General features: G+C 57.4%; 13 protein-coding genes and 1 tRNA gene. 12 read left to right on the top strand and 2 right to left on the bottom strand.

What is annotated here, in order from left to right:
• Nucleotides 1-26 precede the first annotated feature (26 nt).
• Nucleotides 27-1,616 (top strand): response regulator, encoded by a 1,590-nt coding sequence (locus SIC19_RS03370; RefSeq protein WP_126810400.1) that lies wholly within the window; start codon nt 27-29, stop codon nt 1,614-1,616.
• Nucleotides 1,617-1,629: 13 nt separating this feature from the next.
• Here the strand turns inward: SIC19_RS03370 and SIC19_RS03365 are convergent, their stop codons facing one another.
• On the bottom strand, nt 1,630-2,505 hold the full coding sequence (locus SIC19_RS03365; RefSeq protein WP_127400824.1) for a MaoC family dehydratase: 876 nt from the start codon (nt 2,503-2,505) through the stop codon (nt 1,630-1,632).
• Between the two features lie 169 nt (nt 2,506-2,674).
• On the opposite strand from SIC19_RS03365, the gene SIC19_RS03360 reads away from it, so the two are divergent.
• Both SIC19_RS03360 and SIC19_RS03355 read left to right on the top strand, forming a co-directional pair.
• Nucleotides 2,675-3,706, top strand: coding sequence for an AraC family transcriptional regulator (locus SIC19_RS03360; RefSeq protein ID WP_127400825.1), 1,032 nt, complete (start codon nt 2,675-2,677; stop codon nt 3,704-3,706).
• A gap of 125 nt (nt 3,707-3,831) precedes the next feature.
• Nucleotides 3,832-3,908 (top strand) — tRNA-Asp (locus tag SIC19_RS03355).
• 206 nt (nt 3,909-4,114) lie between these two features.
• Here the strand turns inward: SIC19_RS03355 and SIC19_RS03350 are convergent.
• Nucleotides 4,115-5,173, bottom strand: coding sequence for an AraC family transcriptional regulator (locus SIC19_RS03350; protein ID WP_126810399.1), 1,059 nt, complete (start codon nt 5,171-5,173; stop codon nt 4,115-4,117).
• Between the two features lie 131 nt (nt 5,174-5,304).
• Between SIC19_RS03350 and SIC19_RS03345 the strand changes: the two genes are divergently transcribed.
• From SIC19_RS03345 to SIC19_RS03305, 9 genes are all read left to right on the top strand, one after another.
• On the top strand, nt 5,305-7,371 hold the full coding sequence (locus SIC19_RS03345) for an FAD-dependent oxidoreductase (RefSeq protein ID WP_127400826.1): 2,067 nt from the start codon (nt 5,305-5,307) through the stop codon (nt 7,369-7,371).
• Nucleotides 7,372-7,585: 214 nt separating this feature from the next.
• Nucleotides 7,586-8,836 carry a DNA repair protein gene (locus SIC19_RS03340; protein ID WP_041334726.1) on the top strand — a complete coding sequence of 417 codons (1,251 nt, stop codon included), beginning with the start codon at nt 7,586-7,588 and terminating at the stop codon, nt 8,834-8,836.
• 132 nt (nt 8,837-8,968) lie between these two features.
• Complete coding sequence (locus SIC19_RS03335; protein ID WP_007151855.1) at nt 8,969-9,853, top strand: NAD(+) kinase; 885 nt, start codon at nt 8,969-8,971, stop codon at nt 9,851-9,853.
• Between the two features lie 4 nt (nt 9,854-9,857).
• Nucleotides 9,858-10,871 carry a metallophosphoesterase gene (locus tag SIC19_RS03330; protein WP_036204586.1) on the top strand — a complete coding sequence of 338 codons (1,014 nt, stop codon included), beginning with the start codon at nt 9,858-9,860 and terminating at the stop codon, nt 10,869-10,871.
• Between the two features lie 3 nt (nt 10,872-10,874).
• Complete coding sequence (locus tag SIC19_RS03325; RefSeq protein ID WP_075195586.1) at nt 10,875-11,750, top strand: rhomboid family intramembrane serine protease; 876 nt, start codon at nt 10,875-10,877, stop codon at nt 11,748-11,750.
• A gap of 138 nt (nt 11,751-11,888) precedes the next feature.
• A complete protein-coding gene (locus SIC19_RS03320; protein ID WP_036204593.1) occupies nt 11,889-12,188 on the top strand; it encodes a YeaC family protein in 300 nt (99 codons plus the stop codon).
• A 35-nt stretch (nt 12,189-12,223) separates the two neighbouring features.
• The gene (locus SIC19_RS03315; protein WP_412535603.1) at nt 12,224-13,027 is read left to right on the top strand and encodes a DUF2797 domain-containing protein; all 804 of its coding nucleotides are present in this window, start codon (nt 12,224-12,226) and stop codon (nt 13,025-13,027) included.
• 30 nt (nt 13,028-13,057) lie between these two features.
• A complete protein-coding gene (gene pepN / locus SIC19_RS03310) occupies nt 13,058-15,703 on the top strand; it encodes an aminopeptidase N (RefSeq protein ID WP_126810397.1) in 2,646 nt (881 codons plus the stop codon).
• Between the two features lie 185 nt (nt 15,704-15,888).
• Nucleotides 15,889-17,277: a DUF1329 domain-containing protein gene (locus tag SIC19_RS03305; protein WP_036204601.1), complete on the top strand. Its 1,389-nt coding sequence runs from the start codon at nt 15,889-15,891 to the stop codon at nt 17,275-17,277.
• Nucleotides 17,278-17,367 lie beyond the last annotated feature (90 nt).

Here is a 17,367-nt window from a genome sequence, read left to right as displayed (position 1 = left end):
TCATCATCGTAACCGGCCGTACTTCTATGACAGATGCTGTCCTTGAGACAACAGACGTAACGGTTCTGCTCGTTGACGACAACCCGCAGAACCTCAAGGTTCTCTATGAGACCCTGAAAGACAAGGGTTATCGCCTGCTCATTGCCAACGATGGTGAAAAGGCGCTGGACCTTGCTCATCGCCATCAGCCGGAAGTGATCCTTCTCGACATCATGATGCCGGAACTTGACGGCTATCAGGTGTGTGAACGCCTCAAGGCAGACCCGGTTACGTCAGACAGCGCCGTGGTGTTTCTCTCCGCTCTGGATGATCTGCAGGCGAAAGTCCGGGGATTTTCCCTGGGAGGCGCTGACTACATCTCCAAGCCGTTCCAGGCCCAGGAGGTGATTGCCCGGGTGAAAACCCATGCCAGGGTAATCCGCCTTGAGCGGGCGCTTCAGGCCCGTAATCGCCAGCTTGAAAACGATCAGGCCCGCATACTCAATTCCATCAGCGAAGGTATTTACGGTCTCGACGCCAGGGGTACCATCGTGTTCGCCAATCCGGCGGCGGCGCTGATCATGCGCAGGCCTGTTGAAGAGTTGATTGGTGAGGGTTTTTTCGATCTCCATTTCCGCACCGCCGGCCACGGATGTGAGTCACTCCCTATCTATGCCACCTGTACCAAGGGTGTTGCGGAGAACCAGCGCGATATTGAGATGTTACGCGCAGATGGTTCACCGTTTCCGGTGGAGTATCGTGCGACACCGAAACTGGATGGTGATGAACTGCATGGCGCGGTTGTGGTCTTCCGTGACATCACTGCTGAGCTTGAAAGTGAGCGGGCGCTGGACGACGCCCGGCACATGGTTCAGGAGCAGCGTGAGCAGTTGGCCCACTTCTCCCGCCTGACCACCATGGGGGAGATGGCGGCCGGTGTGGCACATGAGGTTAACCAGCCACTGACGGCTATCACCAACTATGCCCGCGTTGCCAAGCGCGTGTTAGCCAAGGAAGCGCCGGACCACGAGTTGCTTGAGGAAACGCTGGAGAAGATCGAAGCCCAGTCACACCGCGCCAGTGAGGTGATCCGACGCATCCGGCGGTTTATGAAGAAGCCGGCTGCCGGAAAGGATGTGTTGTCGATTGCGGCGCTGTTGGAAGATACCCGCCAGTTCGCAGAAGTGGATATCCGCAACAACGAGGGCGGCGTCGAGATTTCGGTGGCCAATGACGTGCCGGATGTCCTTGCGGACCCGATTCAGGTACAGCAGGTTGCGTTGAACCTGATTCGTAATGCCTTGGAGTCCACTCGCAGCGCCCAATCGGAAAAGCCTGTGGAGGTAACCGTGGCGATGTCAGGCACTGGCTGTGTCCGTGTGGCGGTCACCGATCATGGTGTTGGCCTGCAGGACGATGCGGAAGAAAAGCTGTTCCTGCCGTTTTATACCACCAAGGAAGAAGGCATGGGGATTGGCTTGCCCATGTGTCGATCCCTGATCCAGGCCCAGGGCGGTGATATCGGGTTTGAGCGGCCCGAGCACGGTGGTGCGTGTTTCTTCTTTACCCTGCCGGTCGCCGGTGCCGTGGGTTCGCCCTGTGCGTCCACTGACGGCTCCGGAGAGCCGACAGAGTAACCTCTCTCCCCACTTAACTTTCCCAATGTATCTGGCCGCTCAGGTGGGGTGCGTTTCCGGACGCATTCAGTAGCTGATAAACCCAGCCGTCTTGCCCCACCTGCCAGTTGAGTTGTGCGGTTCCGGGAAGGAACAGCGGCTTCTTGAACTGGCAGGAGACGGATATCGCGTCCGGGCGCCAGCCGCTTTGCTGTTCCAGTAGTGCCAGCACTCGGGCCTTGCTCCACATGCCGTGGGCAATCGCCCGGGGGAAACCGAAGGCCTTTGCGGTCAGCGCGTGAAGGTGTATCGGGTTTCTGTCACCGGATACCCCCGCGTATTGCCGGCCAATGGATTCCGCGGCACTGATGTCGGTGGTCTCAGGGTAGTGGGGCAGTTCGGGAGGTTTATCGCCCGAGGCCTTTTTGCTTTTATCCGGCTGCCGGAACAGGTTGGTGCTCGTCTCTTCCCACACCAGCCTCCCTGCGGACCAGGCTTCGGTGACCAGATCGAACTCCAGGCCCCTCGACGTATTGTTCTGACCGTGCAGCCGTGCGGTGATGTCCAGTGTTTCCCCGGTGCCGATGGCTCGGTGCTGCGTGATGTTGTTGCGAAGGTGAACGAGCCCAAGCAGGGGCAGTGGGAAGTCTTTCTCGGTCAGCAATTTCAGATGCAACGGAAACGCCAGGATGTGGGGCCAGGTGATGGGCACGTTAGCCTGTGTATCGAAGCCACATACCTTCCGGTAGCGTTTCAGGTTATCGTTGGCCGTACTGACACCGATTAATCGGGTGGACAGGCCGGGGATTCTGAGTTCGTCGCCGGATGGCTTGGTTTTCGGGAGTAGGGCCTTGCTGTAAAGCGACCATAGGCCGGGCGGGTGACGGTGGTAGATTGAAGTATCTGTCATATTGCTATCTCTCCTGGTACACCTGTGCGTCTGTGGCCTGATATGCTCTAATATAAGACTAAGGTCTCAGAGTCTGGCAAACCCGGCCAGTATGAGCATTGACCTGGCTTGCCAGCAAGGTTGTCCGGCCGGCCAAGCCGATTAATAAACAACTATAAAGCGGGATTTTATGCAGGAACTTCGCGATGCGGGTGTGATGTTGCGCCTGATTTATCAGGCCATGAAACGCAAAGGGATTGATACAGATGCCATTTTTGCCCGGCTGGGAGTGGATGAAGACTATGTCTACACCGAGCAGCTAAGAACACCTCACAGTGCCCAGTTGTATTTCTGGCAGGTGGTTGAGGATGTGTCGGGTGACTCCGACGCCGGCCTCCACCTGGGTCAGTTGTTACCGGCCTACAAGGGGCAGGTACTGGAATATCTGTTTCTGAGTAGCCCGACGTTTGGGGAGGGTCTGCGGCGGGCTCAGAACTATCAGCGCCTGTTGAGCGATGCTGCCAATACCGACTTCTTCATCGAGGGCGACGAGGCTTGCATGGTTCTGGATGCCGCTTCCAGCGAAGTCAGCCGTCTGCGGCACTTCAACGAATGCTTCGTGCAGGGCCTGATTACCTTTTTCAAATCGATCACCGATGACCGCTTCTACCCGTCGCGCATCGAGTTTGAGCATCAGCGTGAGCATGGCCAGGAGCATGTGATCGACGTGCTTGGCTGCGATGTCATATTTGGCGCCAAGGAAAACCGGCTGTATTTCCCTGCCACCCTGCTGTCCCATGCTTCACCCCATGCGGAACCGGAGTTGCTGGACCTCCATGAGCGGTTTGCCAGTGAGCAGGTGGCCCGTCTTGAGAAGAAAGACATCGTCGGACAGGTCGAGCGGATTGTTGCGGAACTGCTGGACAGCGGCGAGGTTACTCTGGATGCCGTGGCCGAGCGTCTTGGCATTAAGCCCCGAACCCTGCGTACCCGCCTGACTGAAGCAGAAACCAGCTTCAACCAGGTGCTGGCGGATTTCCGTTATCGCCTGGCGCGGCAGTTGCTGGCAACCACCGACGAATCCATTGACGAAATCGTTTATCTCACCGGCTTCTCGGAACCCAGTACTTTCTACCGGGCGTTCAAGCGTTGGTCGAGCATGACGCCTATCGAATACCGAAAGACCGCACAGGGAAAGGATGCCATGGTTGATGCCATGTAAGAGCCTTCTGAAAACCGAACTTTTTTCATGAAAAACGTTGACATGCAGGGCGGCCTCTTTATAATGCGCCCTCGTTGTCACCGAGCAGTCACACCCTTGATTGCGCCCGAGGTGGCGGCTCACGCGGAGCGGTAGTTCAGCTGGTTAGAATACCGGCCTGTCACGCCGGGGGTCGCGGGTTCGAGTCCCGTCCGCTCCGCCATTTTCCCTTCTTTGATTACCTCTTTTTGTTGTCATTCCCGATTCATCTCTCTGTAATATTGTCCATGCTATCGTTCTCCTGTTTGAAACTTGGGAGACGAACAATGTCCGATTACGAAGAAGAGCTGATGGATTGTCAGTTTGAAGACTATGATGATGACGATACTCTGGACGATGCCACTGAGTTGTAGTGGTGCTTTCAGGTTTTTAGAGAATACCTTTGGCAGCCTGCTCCGCCAGGTACTGTTTTCGATGTTCCCCCGGGCTGGTGTTGAACCAGCGACGCCACGCCTTATGAAATGCTGCCGGATTGGCAAAGCCCAATAGCCACGCAATTTCTGACAGCGATACCCGTGTTTCCCGTATGTACTCGATAGCCAGCTCCTTGCGGGTGTCGTCCACCAGTTCCCGAAATCCGGTGTTCTCCTCTGCCAATTGTCTTTGAAGTGTCCAGGGCGCGACGCCGAGCTTATGGGCGACGGTCATCAGGGTCGGAGTGCCGCCCTGTAGCAGGGGTGGGAGCTGGTCTTTCACCCGGTCAGCCGTGCTCCACCCGGCGCGGATACGTGACAGTTCCAGTGCGCACTGCCCTGACAGTGACTCGAACATGGCGGCCTGCGCCTGTAGCGAAGCGGCTTCCGCTATTCCCGGGGCCAGTCTGAGGCTGTTGCCTTCGGCACCGAACTTCACCGGGCACCCGAACCACTGTTCAAACACATCGTCGTAACCCTGGGAAGGGTACTCAATGCAGACCCGTTCAACGACCCGGTCGTGGCCGGTAATGAGCCTCAGGAATTGGGCCCAGGCTGCAAGGACCGAATCCACCACGAAGTAATTAAACACGTTGTAGGGTTTGATGGAGTAAAAATGCGCTTCACGGCCCTTGCCGGCTGTCCAGGGAACACCCCTGCTGTTGCGGCTGTTGAGTAGGGAATAATGAATCAGCGTGCTGATGGCTTCGCCAGCTGTGGCGGCAGATTGGGCGGCAAGCCCTGCGATACCCGCGTCCACGGGGCGAGACAGCTGGCCCATCGTCAGGCCGAGCGCGGGGTTGCCGGTGAGGGCGATAGCCGCCTGACCCATTCTCATGAACCGGGGGATGCTGATCCGGGCCGCAGGCGCTCCCAGTGCCTGTTCGTCCAGCCCAAACCGGCTCAGCAGGTCTGTGGGGTCCCGGCCTTCGGCCAGAAGTGCGCGGGCCATGACGGCGACGTACAGCACGCTGATATCGCCGAGGGGGTTTTTGTGTCTGGTGCTCGCTTTCATGATGCAGGTATTGTCCGACAAGTCGTTACAGGATATCAAACTGTTGTTTCGGGATATTGTTTGGGAAGGGTCGGATGGCTAATTTAGAGCCCATATCACTGCATTGCCGATCCAATAACAGGAGAGAGATCATGACCGAATCGACACCGGGCGTTAAACGTTACCCCAATTTGCTGGAGCCGTTGGATCTCGGGTTCACGCGTCTTCGCAATCGTACACTGATGGGGTCCATGCATACTGGCCTGGAAGAGGCGAAGAATGGTTTTGATCGGCTTGCCGCTTTCTACGCCGAACGTGCCCGTGGCGGTGCGGGTTTGATTGTGACTGGTGGTATTTCCCCGAATGTGGAAGGTGCGGTGTTCCAGCACGCGGCCAAGATGAACACCCAGGAAGAAGCGGACAAGCATCAGGTGATCACCCGCGCGGTGCATGAGGCCGACGGCAAGATCTGTATGCAGATTCTCCATGCCGGTCGCTACGCTTATCATCCGGAGCTGGTGGCCCCGTCCGCGATTCAGGCGCCCATCAACCCGATGAAGCCTAGAGAGCTGGACGAAGCGGGTATCGAAAAGCAGATTGAGGATTACGTCAACTGCGCGGCGCTCGCGCGGGAAGCCGGGTACGACGGCGTGGAGATCATGGGTTCGGAAGGTTACTTCATCAACCAGTTCATCGTGGCACATACAAACCATCGTACTGATCAGTGGGGTGGCGGCTACGAGAACCGCATTCGACTGCCGATCGAGATTGTTCGCCGGGTTCGCGAGCGCGTGGGCAGCGATTTCATCCTTATTTACCGTTTGTCGATGCTGGATCTTATCGAAGATGGCAGTACCTGGGATGAAGTGGTGCAATTGGCGAAAGAAATCGAGAAAGCCGGCGCAACCATTATCAACACCGGCATCGGCTGGCATGAAGCCCGTGTACCGACCATTGCTACCTCTGTGCCTCGAGGCGCGTTTACCAAGGTAACGGCGCGCCTGAAAGACGAGGTCAGCATTCCCCTGGTGACCACCAACCGCATCAACATGCCGGATGTTGCCGAGAAGATCCTCGCGGAAGGCGATGCTGATATGGTGTCCATGGCCCGTCCGTTCCTGGCGGATGCGGACCTTGTTCTGAAGGCTGCCGAAGACCGCGCGGATGAAATCAACACCTGCATCGGTTGCAACCAGGCCTGCCTGGATCATACCTTCAGCGGCAAGCTGACCTCTTGTCTGGTCAACCCCCGTGCCTGTCACGAAACTGAGCTGACCTACGTCAAAACCGCCGAGCCCAAAACGATCGCGGTGGTTGGGGCCGGCCCCGCAGGCCTGGCGTTTGCGACGGTAGCGGCGGAGCGTGGTCATAAAGTAACGCTGTTTGACGCCGGTAGCGAAGTGGGTGGTCAGTTCAACGTGGCCAAGCGGATACCGGGTAAGGAGGAGTTCTACGAAACCCTGCGTTATTTCCGGGTCATGCTGGACAAACACGGGGTGGACGTACGCCTGAACACCCGTGTGGATGTCGATGCCCTCAAGGCTGGTGGATACGACCATGTGGTGCTGGCCAGCGGCGTCAGCCCGCGCACGCCAGAGATTGAGGGAGTGGATCACCCCAGTGTCATTGGTTACCTGGATGCGCTGTTGGGTCGCAAGCCCGTAGGGCAGAAAGTGGCGGTGATTGGTGCCGGTGGCATCGGTTTCGACGTCTCGGAATTCATCGTCCACAAGGGCACCTCGGCGGCACTGGACCCCGAGCACTTCATGCGTGAATGGGGAGTGGACCTGAGCGTTGGTCATCGTGGCGGTATTCAGGGCATGGAGCCGGAGGTGCCGGAGCCGGCCCGCGAGGTGTACCTGTTGCAGCGCAAGGCATCGAAAGTCGGTAAAAACCTGGGCAAGACCACAGGCTGGATTCACCGCACTTCACTGAAGAATCGCCAGGTGCAGATGGTTCCGGGCGTGAGCTACCGCAAGATTGATGATGACGGGCTGCACATAACGGTGACCCCGAAAGGTGCCGAGCAGGGAGAGGATAGGGTATTACCGGTGGATACCATTGTTGTGTGTGCCGGCCAGGAGCCTTTGCGTGAGTTACAGAGTGGGCTTGAAGCCGCTGGAATGAAGGTGCACTTGATCGGTGGCGCCGACGTGGCCGCGGAACTGGATGCCAAGCGCGCGATCAATCAGGGCAGCCGCCTGGCAGCGGAGCTCTGAGTGCCACGGGCGTGCGGGCCCTGATCACAAAACGTTGCAGTTTTACTCTACCTTCAGAGGTTTGACCCGCTAGACTATTATCCGGAAGTCTGTCAGTTTGAAGCCGGCCCCGCGCACTGTGCAGGGCCGGTTTCTGGTGTCTGACGAAAAAACGGAACACTTTTGGTGTGTTTGTCGTGTAGCGGTCGGGTTTTTGGAGAGTGGGGAGTTAGCAATGGGGTCTGCCGACCAGGCAAGCGATGGTTATTCGGCGGTGTTTTTCATGGACGGCAGCGACGTGTCGCGCCAGATGCGTGCGTCTGAGTTCGGAGCCTTTCTTGATGGCTACGTTGGCCTGTCCGACCTGGCAGATACCGATGTAAAGGCCGTTTACGTATTGCTTGGCAGCGACCTTCTGGTGCGTTCGCTGGTTTTCTTCCGAATCTATTTTGATGAGGAAGGCAGGGCTGACAGCCATTGGAACTTGCCCGTAGAAAAACTGGCCCGCAAAGGTGCCAAGGGCCCGGATATGGGTGCTGGTCCGATTCGATTGGTGTGTCGCAGTCAATGCCCGAAGTCTGCCAGTGCCGAGGATTTCTGGGATCCTGATATGACCCCGGGAAGCAACCACTTCCAGGCCATTCGGCGCGCCGTGGATGCGAACACACTGAGGTTCCGCAAGGTGGAGCCCACGCCGGAAGAGGATATTCCTGTGTTGGGTGCCGAGTCCCGTTCCCAGGAAGAACCTGAGGTTTCCGCAGACCGGGTGCGGCTTGCCCGTGTTATCCGGGAACAGCGGCTTCGCATCAAAACCCTGCAAAGTGTTCATCGCGATGCGCTGTCTGATCTGCAGCGTGAAAACCGCCATGAGATGCAGGCCCTGCGTAATGAAACCGCCGAACTCCAGCAGAAGTATGAGCGCCAGAAACTCAGCAATGAACAGCTGAAAAAACGCCTTGCTGAGCGCAATGAGCAGTACCTGATGATGCAGGAGCAGATCGCCAGTGGTGAGGCCCGTAATGAGCGCGAGGGTGCTACGGCGGATGCCGAGGTGGTGTTGCTGCGAGAGCAACTGGAGCGCCGTCAGCGCGAACTGGAATTGAGGGACGAAAAGATCGTGGTGCTGGAGCAGGAAAACTATGACTTGCGACACCAGCCGCCAACCGAAAATTCAGTCATGGATCATCTGCAAAACCATTCGGTCTTCCTGGTGGCCTACCACGCCGGGGTAGGTCATATTACCCTGCCTTACGATGATATCGAGAGCTATTTCCGCAACCCTGTGGCCTACGCTGCTGAGCGTTGCGGGCTCAATGAGCCGGCCTATCGGCAATGGCTTGATCACTATGAACACCCGGTCTGCCATCATAAGCTTACCAACGGTAAACCCTGTGGTGAGCCCGTCATGCGCATCAGTCAGCCGGCTGAGTTTCGGGCAGAGGTGGATGATCGCTGCGAACAGCACCGGCCGAAGGACTCCAACTAACCTGCCTCTAGCGATTTCCTGCGGGATCTTTTTTCAGAATCGGGCCGTATTTCGTTACTATGGGTGCTGATACGCCCCCGGGTGATGAATCAGCTCCGCCCCGGCCCAACCCAGACACCCACAGGAAGCTACATGGATCAATTCAGAAACATTGGCGTGATTGGCCGCATGGGCAGCGTAAAGGTGGTCGAATCGCTGCGTCAGCTCAAACAGTATCTGGTGAGCAATAACTATCACGTGATCATTGAGGAAGACACCGCCAGCATGCTGCCTGGTCATGGTCTTCAGGTGGCCAGCAAGAAGCTGCTGGGTGAAATTTGTGACCTGGTTATTGTGGTGGGTGGTGATGGCAGTCTGCTGGGCGCTGCCCGGGAACTGGCCAAATCCAAGATTCCGCTGCTGGGTGTGAACCGTGGTCGTCTTGGTTTCCTGACCGATATTTCTCCGTCTGACCTGGAGGAACGGCTGGGCAAGGTCCTGCAGGGGAAATACATCGAAGAGACCCGTTTCCTGCTGGATGGGCACGTGGAGCGCAATGGCCAGCCGCTGGGCTTTGGAACCGCCCTGAATGACGTGGTGCTGCATCCCGGCAAATCGACCCGGATGATCGGGTTCGACCTCTACATCGACGGACATTTCGTATACAGCCAACGCTCGGATGGGCTTATCGTGGCTACGCCGACCGGGTCGACCGCCTATTCGTTATCGGCGGGCGGGCCGATCATGCATCCGAAACTCGATGCCGTCGTGCTGGTGCCCATGTTCCCGCACACGTTGAGCAGTCGCCCGATCGTGGTGGACGGCAAGAGCGAGATCAAGCTGGTGATCGGTGAAACAAACGAAACCTATCCGCAGATCAGTTTCGACGGGCAGATGAACATTGCCTGTGCCCCCGGCGACATCATCCGAATCACCAAGAAACCCTTCAAGATTCGCCTGATTCACCCCGCGGATCATAATTTTTACGCCACATGCCGGGACAAGCTGGGCTGGGCCAGTGAGATTGCAGCGAGCTAACAACATGCCAGGACAGGAAAGATCCGCGAGCCGCGGTTACGACATTATCGGCGATATTCACGGATGCGCTCATACCCTGGTGCGGCTACTGGACCAGATGGGCTATCGCAAGGTTAACGGTGTCTATGAACACCCCCGGCGCCAGGCCATATTCATTGGTGACATCATTGACCGCGGACCTCGTATCCGTGAGGCACTGCATCTGGTCAGGGACATGGTCGAGCACGGTTCCGCCCGCATCGTAATGGGAAATCACGAGTACAACGCCCTGGGCTACTGCACCCGTGCCCGCCCCGGCAGTGGCAAGACGTTCCTGCGGGAGCACAATGCCCGGCACGACCGGTTGATCCGAGAAACCCTCGAACAGTTCGAGCATTACCCCCACGAATGGAACGAGTTTCTGGAGTGGTTCTACACCATTCCCCTGTTTATCGATGAGCCGGATTTCCGGGCAGTACATGCGTGTTGGGACAGCGACCTGATCACCAAATTCAAGGAAAATCAGGGAGGTGCCTGTATCGATGACGAGTTCCTCCATGCGTCGGCGGCGATTGAGTCCTTCGCCGGCCAGGTCATGGATACCTTGCTGCGCGGCACGGATCTTCGCTTGCCGCCGGGCGTGAAGATTACCGGTAAAGACGGCTACGTCAGGGAGTTTTTCCGCACCAAGTTCTGGGCTGATAACCCGAAAACCTACGCCGACGTGGTGTTCCAGCCCGACCCCTTGCCGGAGGACGTCGCCTGCCGTGAGCTGACGGACGCTGAGCGAGGCCAGCTGATCAGCTATCCCGCTTCAGCGCCACCGGTGTTCGTGGGCCATTACTGGATGGAAGGCGAGCCGGCACCACTGAAACACAATGTGGCCTGCATCGACTTCAGTGCGGTCAAATACGGCAAGCTAGTGGCCTATCGCCTGGATGGCGAACGTACCCTGTCCCGTGACAAGTTCGTTTGGGTGGATGTGGAGAGGCCGGAGCAGCCGGACTATCCCACCAGCGAAGACAGCGTGGCGAGGTAACCTGTGTATCGCGTGAAACAAATTGATACCGACACAAACCTGGCTGGTTTCAGTCGTTGGCTGAAAGAGCAGGGGGTGGAGCACCGGATCACCGAGGAGGGTGGGTCACAGGTGCTGTGGCTGGAGAACCCTGAGCATACGGAGCCGGTGTTACAGGCCCTTGAGCGCTTCCTGAAGGAACCCGAGGTGCAGGACGCTGTCAATACGACAGCGCAATCGCCGGTGTTTGTCGGGGGGCGTTGGCAGCCGTCGCCACGCCACGCACCCATGGTGCTCGCCATGATTGCCCTGGCCGTATTGATGGCTTGGGTGACGGCCATGGGACAGAATCAGCTATCCACCCTGTTGATGTTCGTCGATCCGCGTTTCTATGATGTTGGTACCATGGCGGATCGAATCCAGGCGCTGTCTTCTACCTTGGCTGGTGGGCAGGTCTGGCGCCTGATCACGCCGGATTTCCTGCATTTCAGCTGGACCCATATCATCTTTAATTCCGTCATGTTGTGGTTCCTGGGCAGTCAGGTTGAGTGGTTCGATGGCCGTGCGCGGTTACTTGCCCTGTTCGTAGTGACCAGCCTGCTGTCCAACGGATTGCAGTACATCGTGAGTGGGCCTCTGTTTGGCGGTCTGTCTGGCGTTGTGTACGGCATTCTGGGTTATTGCTGGTTGAGCCAGCGACGCGTGCCCCGTTTCCAGTTCCCGCCTGCACTGGTGACGTTTGCCGTGGCCTGGATGGTGATTGGCTTTACGCCATTTACCGAAATGGTGGGGTTGGGGCAGATGGCAAATGAAGCCCACCTGGGAGGCTTTGTGGCTGGCCTTGCCCTGGCGGCCATTTTGCCGGTACCAAAAAAAGCCCCGCGAAACCGCGGGGCATGAAAAGAGCGTATAGCTCCTGATGAGAGAGACCAAATGAATACGACCTTCGTCATTTGGTGAGTTAATGATAATCATTATCGTTTATTGTTGTCAACGGGTTTCCTCACATTTTTTGCTAGCAAATGATTGGAGAACGAAATGACCTACGAAGAGCTGATCAAACGGCTGGACCCCGCTGTTTATCAGAGCCTCAAGCGCGCCCTTGAGCTGGGCAAGTGGCCGGATGGTCGTAAACTGAGTGACGAGCAGCGGTCGATCTGCATGGAGGCCGTTATTTATTACGAAGACCACCACAACACACCGATGGAAGAGCGGGTTGGTTACCTTGACCGCGGCGAAAAGGCGGGGACTGCGTGCGATCCCAGCGTGTCGCGCACAGCAGGGAAATCGTCAAACGGTACCGCTGGCTCAGATCAGTACTTTGAGGTGAAGTCTTGACCGCATTGGTTGATGTGACCGGTCGCCTGCGCAAGATGCCTGCAGAGGCCGGTGATCCGGTCAGCTATACCATCCGGGTGGGCGATACCCTCATCCCCCTTAATGAGATGGTCGGGTACACGTTGCAGTTTGATTTCGATGGCGTGATACGCTGCATCAACTGTGATCGTAAGACCAACAAGAGTTTCAGCCAGGGTTACTGCTATCCCTGTTTTCGCAAGTTGGCCGCCTGTGACAGCTGCATCATGAGCCCGGAAAAATGCCATTACCATGAGGGCACCTGCCGTGAGCCGGAGTGGGGAGAGACTCACTGCATGATTGAGCATGTGGTGTATCTGGCTAATTCGTCCGGTCTCAAGGTGGGCATAACCCGTGGTTCTCAGGTGCCAACTCGCTGGATAGACCAGGGTGCCGTCGATGCCATCCCGATGGTCAGGGTGGCTACCCGCCAGTTAGCGGGCTTTGTGGAAGTCGCTTGCAAGAAATACGTTGCGGACCGAACCAACTGGCGGGCCATGCTTAAAGGCGACGTGCCGGAGCTGGATCTGGTTGAAGAGCGTCGCCGCATGCTGGAGCTGGTCGCCGACGATTTGTCGGAATTGCGCGCCGCCCACGGTGAGAACAGTATCCGGGCTGTCGATGAAGACGGGGTGGCTCTGAGATATCCGGTCGAGGTATGGCCCCGGACGGTAAAAACTCATAATCTGGACAAGTCGCCCTCGGCGGACGGCGTGCTCCAGGGGATCAAGGGCCAATACCTGATCCTGGATACCGGTGTTATCAATATCCGTAAATACACCGGTTATGAAGTCCGCTTCCGGGTCTTCCCAAACCACTGAGCCCGGCCCAACGAATTCTGGAGAAAGTGAATGCGTACCAGTCAGCCACAGACCATTTTCCTCAAGGATTACCGCGTGCCCGCCTTTCTGGTGGACCATGTGGATCTGCGTTTTGAACTGTTTGAAGATGGGGCCAGGGTTCACTGTACCCTGGCCATGCGCCGGAATCCCGACAGCGATTCCTCGGACAAGAGCCTTGAACTTGACGGCGACAGCCTGACCACACTTGAATCGGTGAGCCTGGATGGCAACCCCCTGGAGGGCAGCGCCTACGAGGACCGTGACGACAAACTCACCCTTCATGAAGTGCCGGATCAGTTTAATCTGGGGGTCGTGACCTGGATCGAACCCCAGAACAACACGCGCCTGGAAGGCCTGTACAAATCGTCGGGTATGTTCTGTACTCAGTGTGAAGCCGAAGGCTTCCGCTGCATTACATACTTTCCTGACCGGCCCGATGTGATGGCCCGTTTCCGCACCCGTGTTGAGGCGGGTAAAACCCGTTATCCCATCCTGCTGTCCAACGGCAACGATGTTGAAAAGGGCGATCTGGCCGACGGCAGGCATTTTGTCACCTGGGAAGACCCATTCCCGAAGCCTTGCTACCTGTTTGCTCTGGTGGCCGGTGACCTCCTGGAGAAGCGGGACACCTTTAAGACAATGTCAGGTCGTGACATTGACCTGCGCATGTACGTTGAACCCCGCAACGCCGAGAAGTGCGACCACGCCATGGACTCCCTGAAACGCGCCATGCGCTGGGACGAGGAGGTGTATGGCCGCGAGTATGATCTGGATATTTTCATGATCGTCGCAGTGGACGACTTCAACATGGGCGCCATGGAGAACAAGGGGCTGAACATTTTCAACTCCTCGTGCGTACTGGCCAGCCAGGAAACCGCGACGGACATGGCGTTCCAGCGCATCGAGTCGATCGTGGCCCACGAGTATTTCCACAACTGGTCCGGTAATCGCGTGACCTGTCGCGACTGGTTCCAGCTTAGCCTGAAAGAAGGCTTCACGGTGTTTCGGGATTCCTGTTTTTCTGCCGATGTGGGTTCGCCCACTGTGAAGCGGATTGAGGATGCGACCATGCTTCGTACCGCTCAGTTCGCCGAGGATGCGGGGCCAATGGCGCACCCGGTTCGTCCGGAATCCTATATGGAGATCACGAACTTCTACACGCTGACCATCTACGAGAAAGGTTCGGAAGTGGTGGGCATGATCCATACGCTGCTGGGGCCCGATCTGTTCCGCAAGGGCAGTGACCTGTACTTTGAGCGGCATGACGGTCAGGCGGTGACAACAGACGACTTTGTCCGCGCCATGGAGGATGCCAGTGGTCGTGACCTGTCGCAGTTCCGTCTCTGGTACGAGCAGTCTGGCACGCCAGAGCTGACAGTGCGGGATGAGTTTGATGACGCTGCTGGCATCTATCGCCTGACCATCAAACAGTCGATTCCGGATACACCGGGACAGACCGATAAGAAGCCGCAGCACATCCCATTTGCCATCGGCCTTCTGGGTGCCGAGGGTGAGTCGTTGCCACTGAAGCTGGCTGCAGATGATGCCGATGCGCCAACGGACCGGGTCCTGGAGTTGACCGACGCCAGTCATACCTTCGAGTTCCACGGCTTGTCGGAGCGGCCAGTGCCTTCATTGTTGCGGGGGTTCTCGGCGCCGGTGCGGGTGTTCTACCCGTGGACACGGGAGCAGCTCACCTTCCTGATGAGCCATGACTCGGACGGTTTCAATCGCTGGGACGCGGGACAGCGCCTGGCGGTGGACGTCATCAACTCACTGGTGTCGTCCACCGATGGGAACGTGGACGCCGGCCTGGTTGAGGCGTATCGCAGCCTGTTGGCGGACTCGTCTCTGGATCAGGCGCTGGTTGCCAAAATGCTGCAACTGCCATCCGAAGCCTATCTGATCGAACTGGCTGATCAGCCCAACGTACCTGCCATCCACAGAGCCCGTGAACGCGTGCTTGCGCATCTGGCGAGATCGCTAAGGGACGAGCTTCTGGCCTGCTATCACCGCAACACCCTGAGCGGTCACTACGAGGTGACGCCGGAGGCCGTAGCGCGTCGAAGCTTGCGGAATACCGCCCTGGCCTGGCTCCTGCACATCGATGATGAAGAGGGCCGGACGCTGGCGACAAGCCAGTTTAACGAGGCCGATAACATGACGGATCGTATGGGAGCCCTTCGTGCCCTGGTGAACTCCGGTTACGAAAAAGAGCAGGAGCAGGCACTCGCAGACTTCTACCAGCAGTGGAAGGACGACCCCCAGGTGGTTGAGCAATGGTTCGCGGTGCAGTCGGGCAGTACCCGCACCGGAGGCTTGCGCAAAGTCCATGAACTGATGGAGCACCCGGCGTTCGACTGGAAGAATCCCAACAAGATCCGCTCGGTGATCGGGGTGTTCGCCGGCCAGAATCTCCCTGCCTTCCACGCGGAGGATGGAGCCGGTTATCAGTTCCTGGCGGAGCAGGTGCGAAAACTGGATGACAGCAACCCACAGATTGCGGCCAGGCTGGTGTCTCCGCTGACCCGCTGGCGCAAATTCGCGCCGGTTCACGGCGAGCAGATGAAATCGGCGCTGGAGACCGTTCGTGACAAGTCTGGATTGTCGCGGGATGTCTACGAGGTGGTTCACAAGAGCCTTGCCGGCCAATAGGGAAGCGAGATCGCTGGGGTATCCGTCTGCCGCAACGCGGGGCCTGTCACAGGCGGATACAAAATCGCACTTTCGGTCGATAGACAATATCGGCCAATCGGCTACTCTGTCAGGAGCCGATATTCCATGACAACACAATAAGAAAAGCCTTCTACAGGGCTTTCAGACAGGTTTAAGGTTAAAAAATGACATACAAGAACAATGTGATTTTGGGCAGTCTGTTTGCTCTTTCGGTTTTTGCCATGCCAGCCAGTTCCGCCGTTTCCAGTAGTGAAGCCGCTCGACTGGGTCAGGATCTTACCCCGTTTGGCTCCGTGAAAGCCGGCAACGAGGCAGGCACCATTCCCGCGTGGACGGGTGGCCTCACCGAAGCCCCTACCGGATATGAGGGTAGTGGCCAGCACCATATCAACCCTTTCCCGGACGATGAGGTGTTATTCACCATCAGCGCGTCCAACATGGATCAGTATGACGAGTACCTGACCGACGGCCTCCGCGCCATGCTCGACACCTATCCGACGACCTTCCGTATTCCGGTCTACAAAAGCCGTCGCACACACGCGGTGCCGGATTGGGTTGCTGAAAACACCAGGGAAAATGCCGTAGATGCTGAGGTAGTGGGTAAAGGCGAGGGTATCGATGGCGCCTTTGCCGGTTATCCTTTCCCCATCCTGCACGGTAATAATGAGCAAAAAGCCTGGCAGGTAATCTGGAATCACCTGACTCGCTGGCGTGGCGTTTCCGTAACCCGCCGTTCAAGCGAAGTGGCAGTGCAGCCGGATGGCGATTACTCCCTTGTGACCTCTCAGCAGGAAGCCTTCTTCAATTACTACAACCCTGAGGGTAGTGAAGAAGAACTCGATAACGTTATTTTCTATTATTTGTCGTTTACCCAGTCGCCACCTCGTCTCGCCGGTGGTGCGATCCTGATTCATGAAACTCTGAACCAGATTATCAACCCGCGTAATGGTTGGGGTTACAACGCCGGCCAGCGCCGTGTTCGCCGTGCACCCAACCTGGGCTATGACTCTCCGATTGCAGCCGCAGACAATCTGCGAACAGCCGATGACACCGATATCTTTAACGGTGCCCTGGACCGCTACAATTGGGAATATGAGGGCATGCGGGAGATCTACGTTCCCTACAACAATTACCGCATCGGTGAGCAGGGCACGCCTTACTCCGAAATCCTGGGTATTTCCCACCTGAATCCGGACCTCACCCGTTGGGAGCTCCATCGGGTGCATGTTGTGGAAGCGACCCTGAAGGAAGGGGAGCGCCATATTTACGGCAAGCGTCGCTTCTATGTGGATGCCGATAGCTGGAACACCTTGCTGCTGGACCAGTACGATGGCCGCGGTGAGCTCTGGCGCGTAACCATGGGCCTGGCGAAAAACTATTATGAATTGCCTGGCGTATGGACAGTGCTGGATGTGTACCATGACCTTCAGGCCCGTCGTTATCACGTGCTGGGCCTGGATACCGAAGAGGGTTCCACCCGTAAGTTTACCAACGACGTGCCCAACCGACGGTATTTCTCGCCGGCTTCCCTGCGTCGCAGGAGTGTGCGTTAACGTCTTGACTCGCTGTTGGAACACGATTTTCGCCAGAGACGGATGGCGACGGATATACCGGTGGTCGGAAGGTCACCGGTATATTCATAG

This window comes from Marinobacter sp. MIT930201, assembly GCF_047122665.1.
In the GTDB taxonomy this organism is placed as follows: Bacteria; Pseudomonadota; Gammaproteobacteria; order Pseudomonadales; family Oleiphilaceae; genus Marinobacter; species Marinobacter salarius.
The sequence above is the reverse complement of the archived record's forward strand: the minus strand, read 5'-3'. Positions and strand labels throughout refer to the sequence as shown.

Excerpts from the sequence above, each read along its gene's own strand:
- SIC19_RS03345 (WP_127400826.1), top strand. The coding sequence starts at position 5,305 with ATGACCGAATCGACACCGGGCGTTAAACGTTACCCCAATTTGCTGGAG.
- SIC19_RS03335 (WP_007151855.1), top strand. The coding sequence starts at position 8,969 with ATGGATCAATTCAGAAACATTGGCGTGATTGGCCGCATGGGCAGCGTA.
- pepN (WP_126810397.1), top strand. The coding sequence starts at position 13,058 with ATGCGTACCAGTCAGCCACAGACCATTTTCCTCAAGGATTACCGCGTG.
- SIC19_RS03320 (WP_036204593.1), top strand. The coding sequence starts at position 11,889 with ATGACCTACGAAGAGCTGATCAAACGGCTGGACCCCGCTGTTTATCAG.
- SIC19_RS03370 (WP_126810400.1), top strand. The coding sequence starts at position 27 with ATGACAGATGCTGTCCTTGAGACAACAGACGTAACGGTTCTGCTCGTT.
- SIC19_RS03350 (WP_126810399.1), bottom strand. The coding sequence starts at position 5,173 with ATGAAAGCGAGCACCAGACACAAAAACCCCCTCGGCGATATCAGCGTG.
- SIC19_RS03330 (WP_036204586.1), top strand. The coding sequence starts at position 9,858 with ATGCCAGGACAGGAAAGATCCGCGAGCCGCGGTTACGACATTATCGGC.
- SIC19_RS03365 (WP_127400824.1), bottom strand. The coding sequence starts at position 2,505 with ATGACAGATACTTCAATCTACCACCGTCACCCGCCCGGCCTATGGTCG.
- SIC19_RS03305 (WP_036204601.1), top strand. The coding sequence starts at position 15,889 with ATGACATACAAGAACAATGTGATTTTGGGCAGTCTGTTTGCTCTTTCG.
- SIC19_RS03315 (WP_412535603.1), top strand. The coding sequence starts at position 12,224 with ATGCCTGCAGAGGCCGGTGATCCGGTCAGCTATACCATCCGGGTGGGC.
- SIC19_RS03340 (WP_041334726.1), top strand. The coding sequence starts at position 7,586 with ATGGGGTCTGCCGACCAGGCAAGCGATGGTTATTCGGCGGTGTTTTTC.
- SIC19_RS03360 (WP_127400825.1), top strand. The coding sequence starts at position 2,675 with ATGCAGGAACTTCGCGATGCGGGTGTGATGTTGCGCCTGATTTATCAG.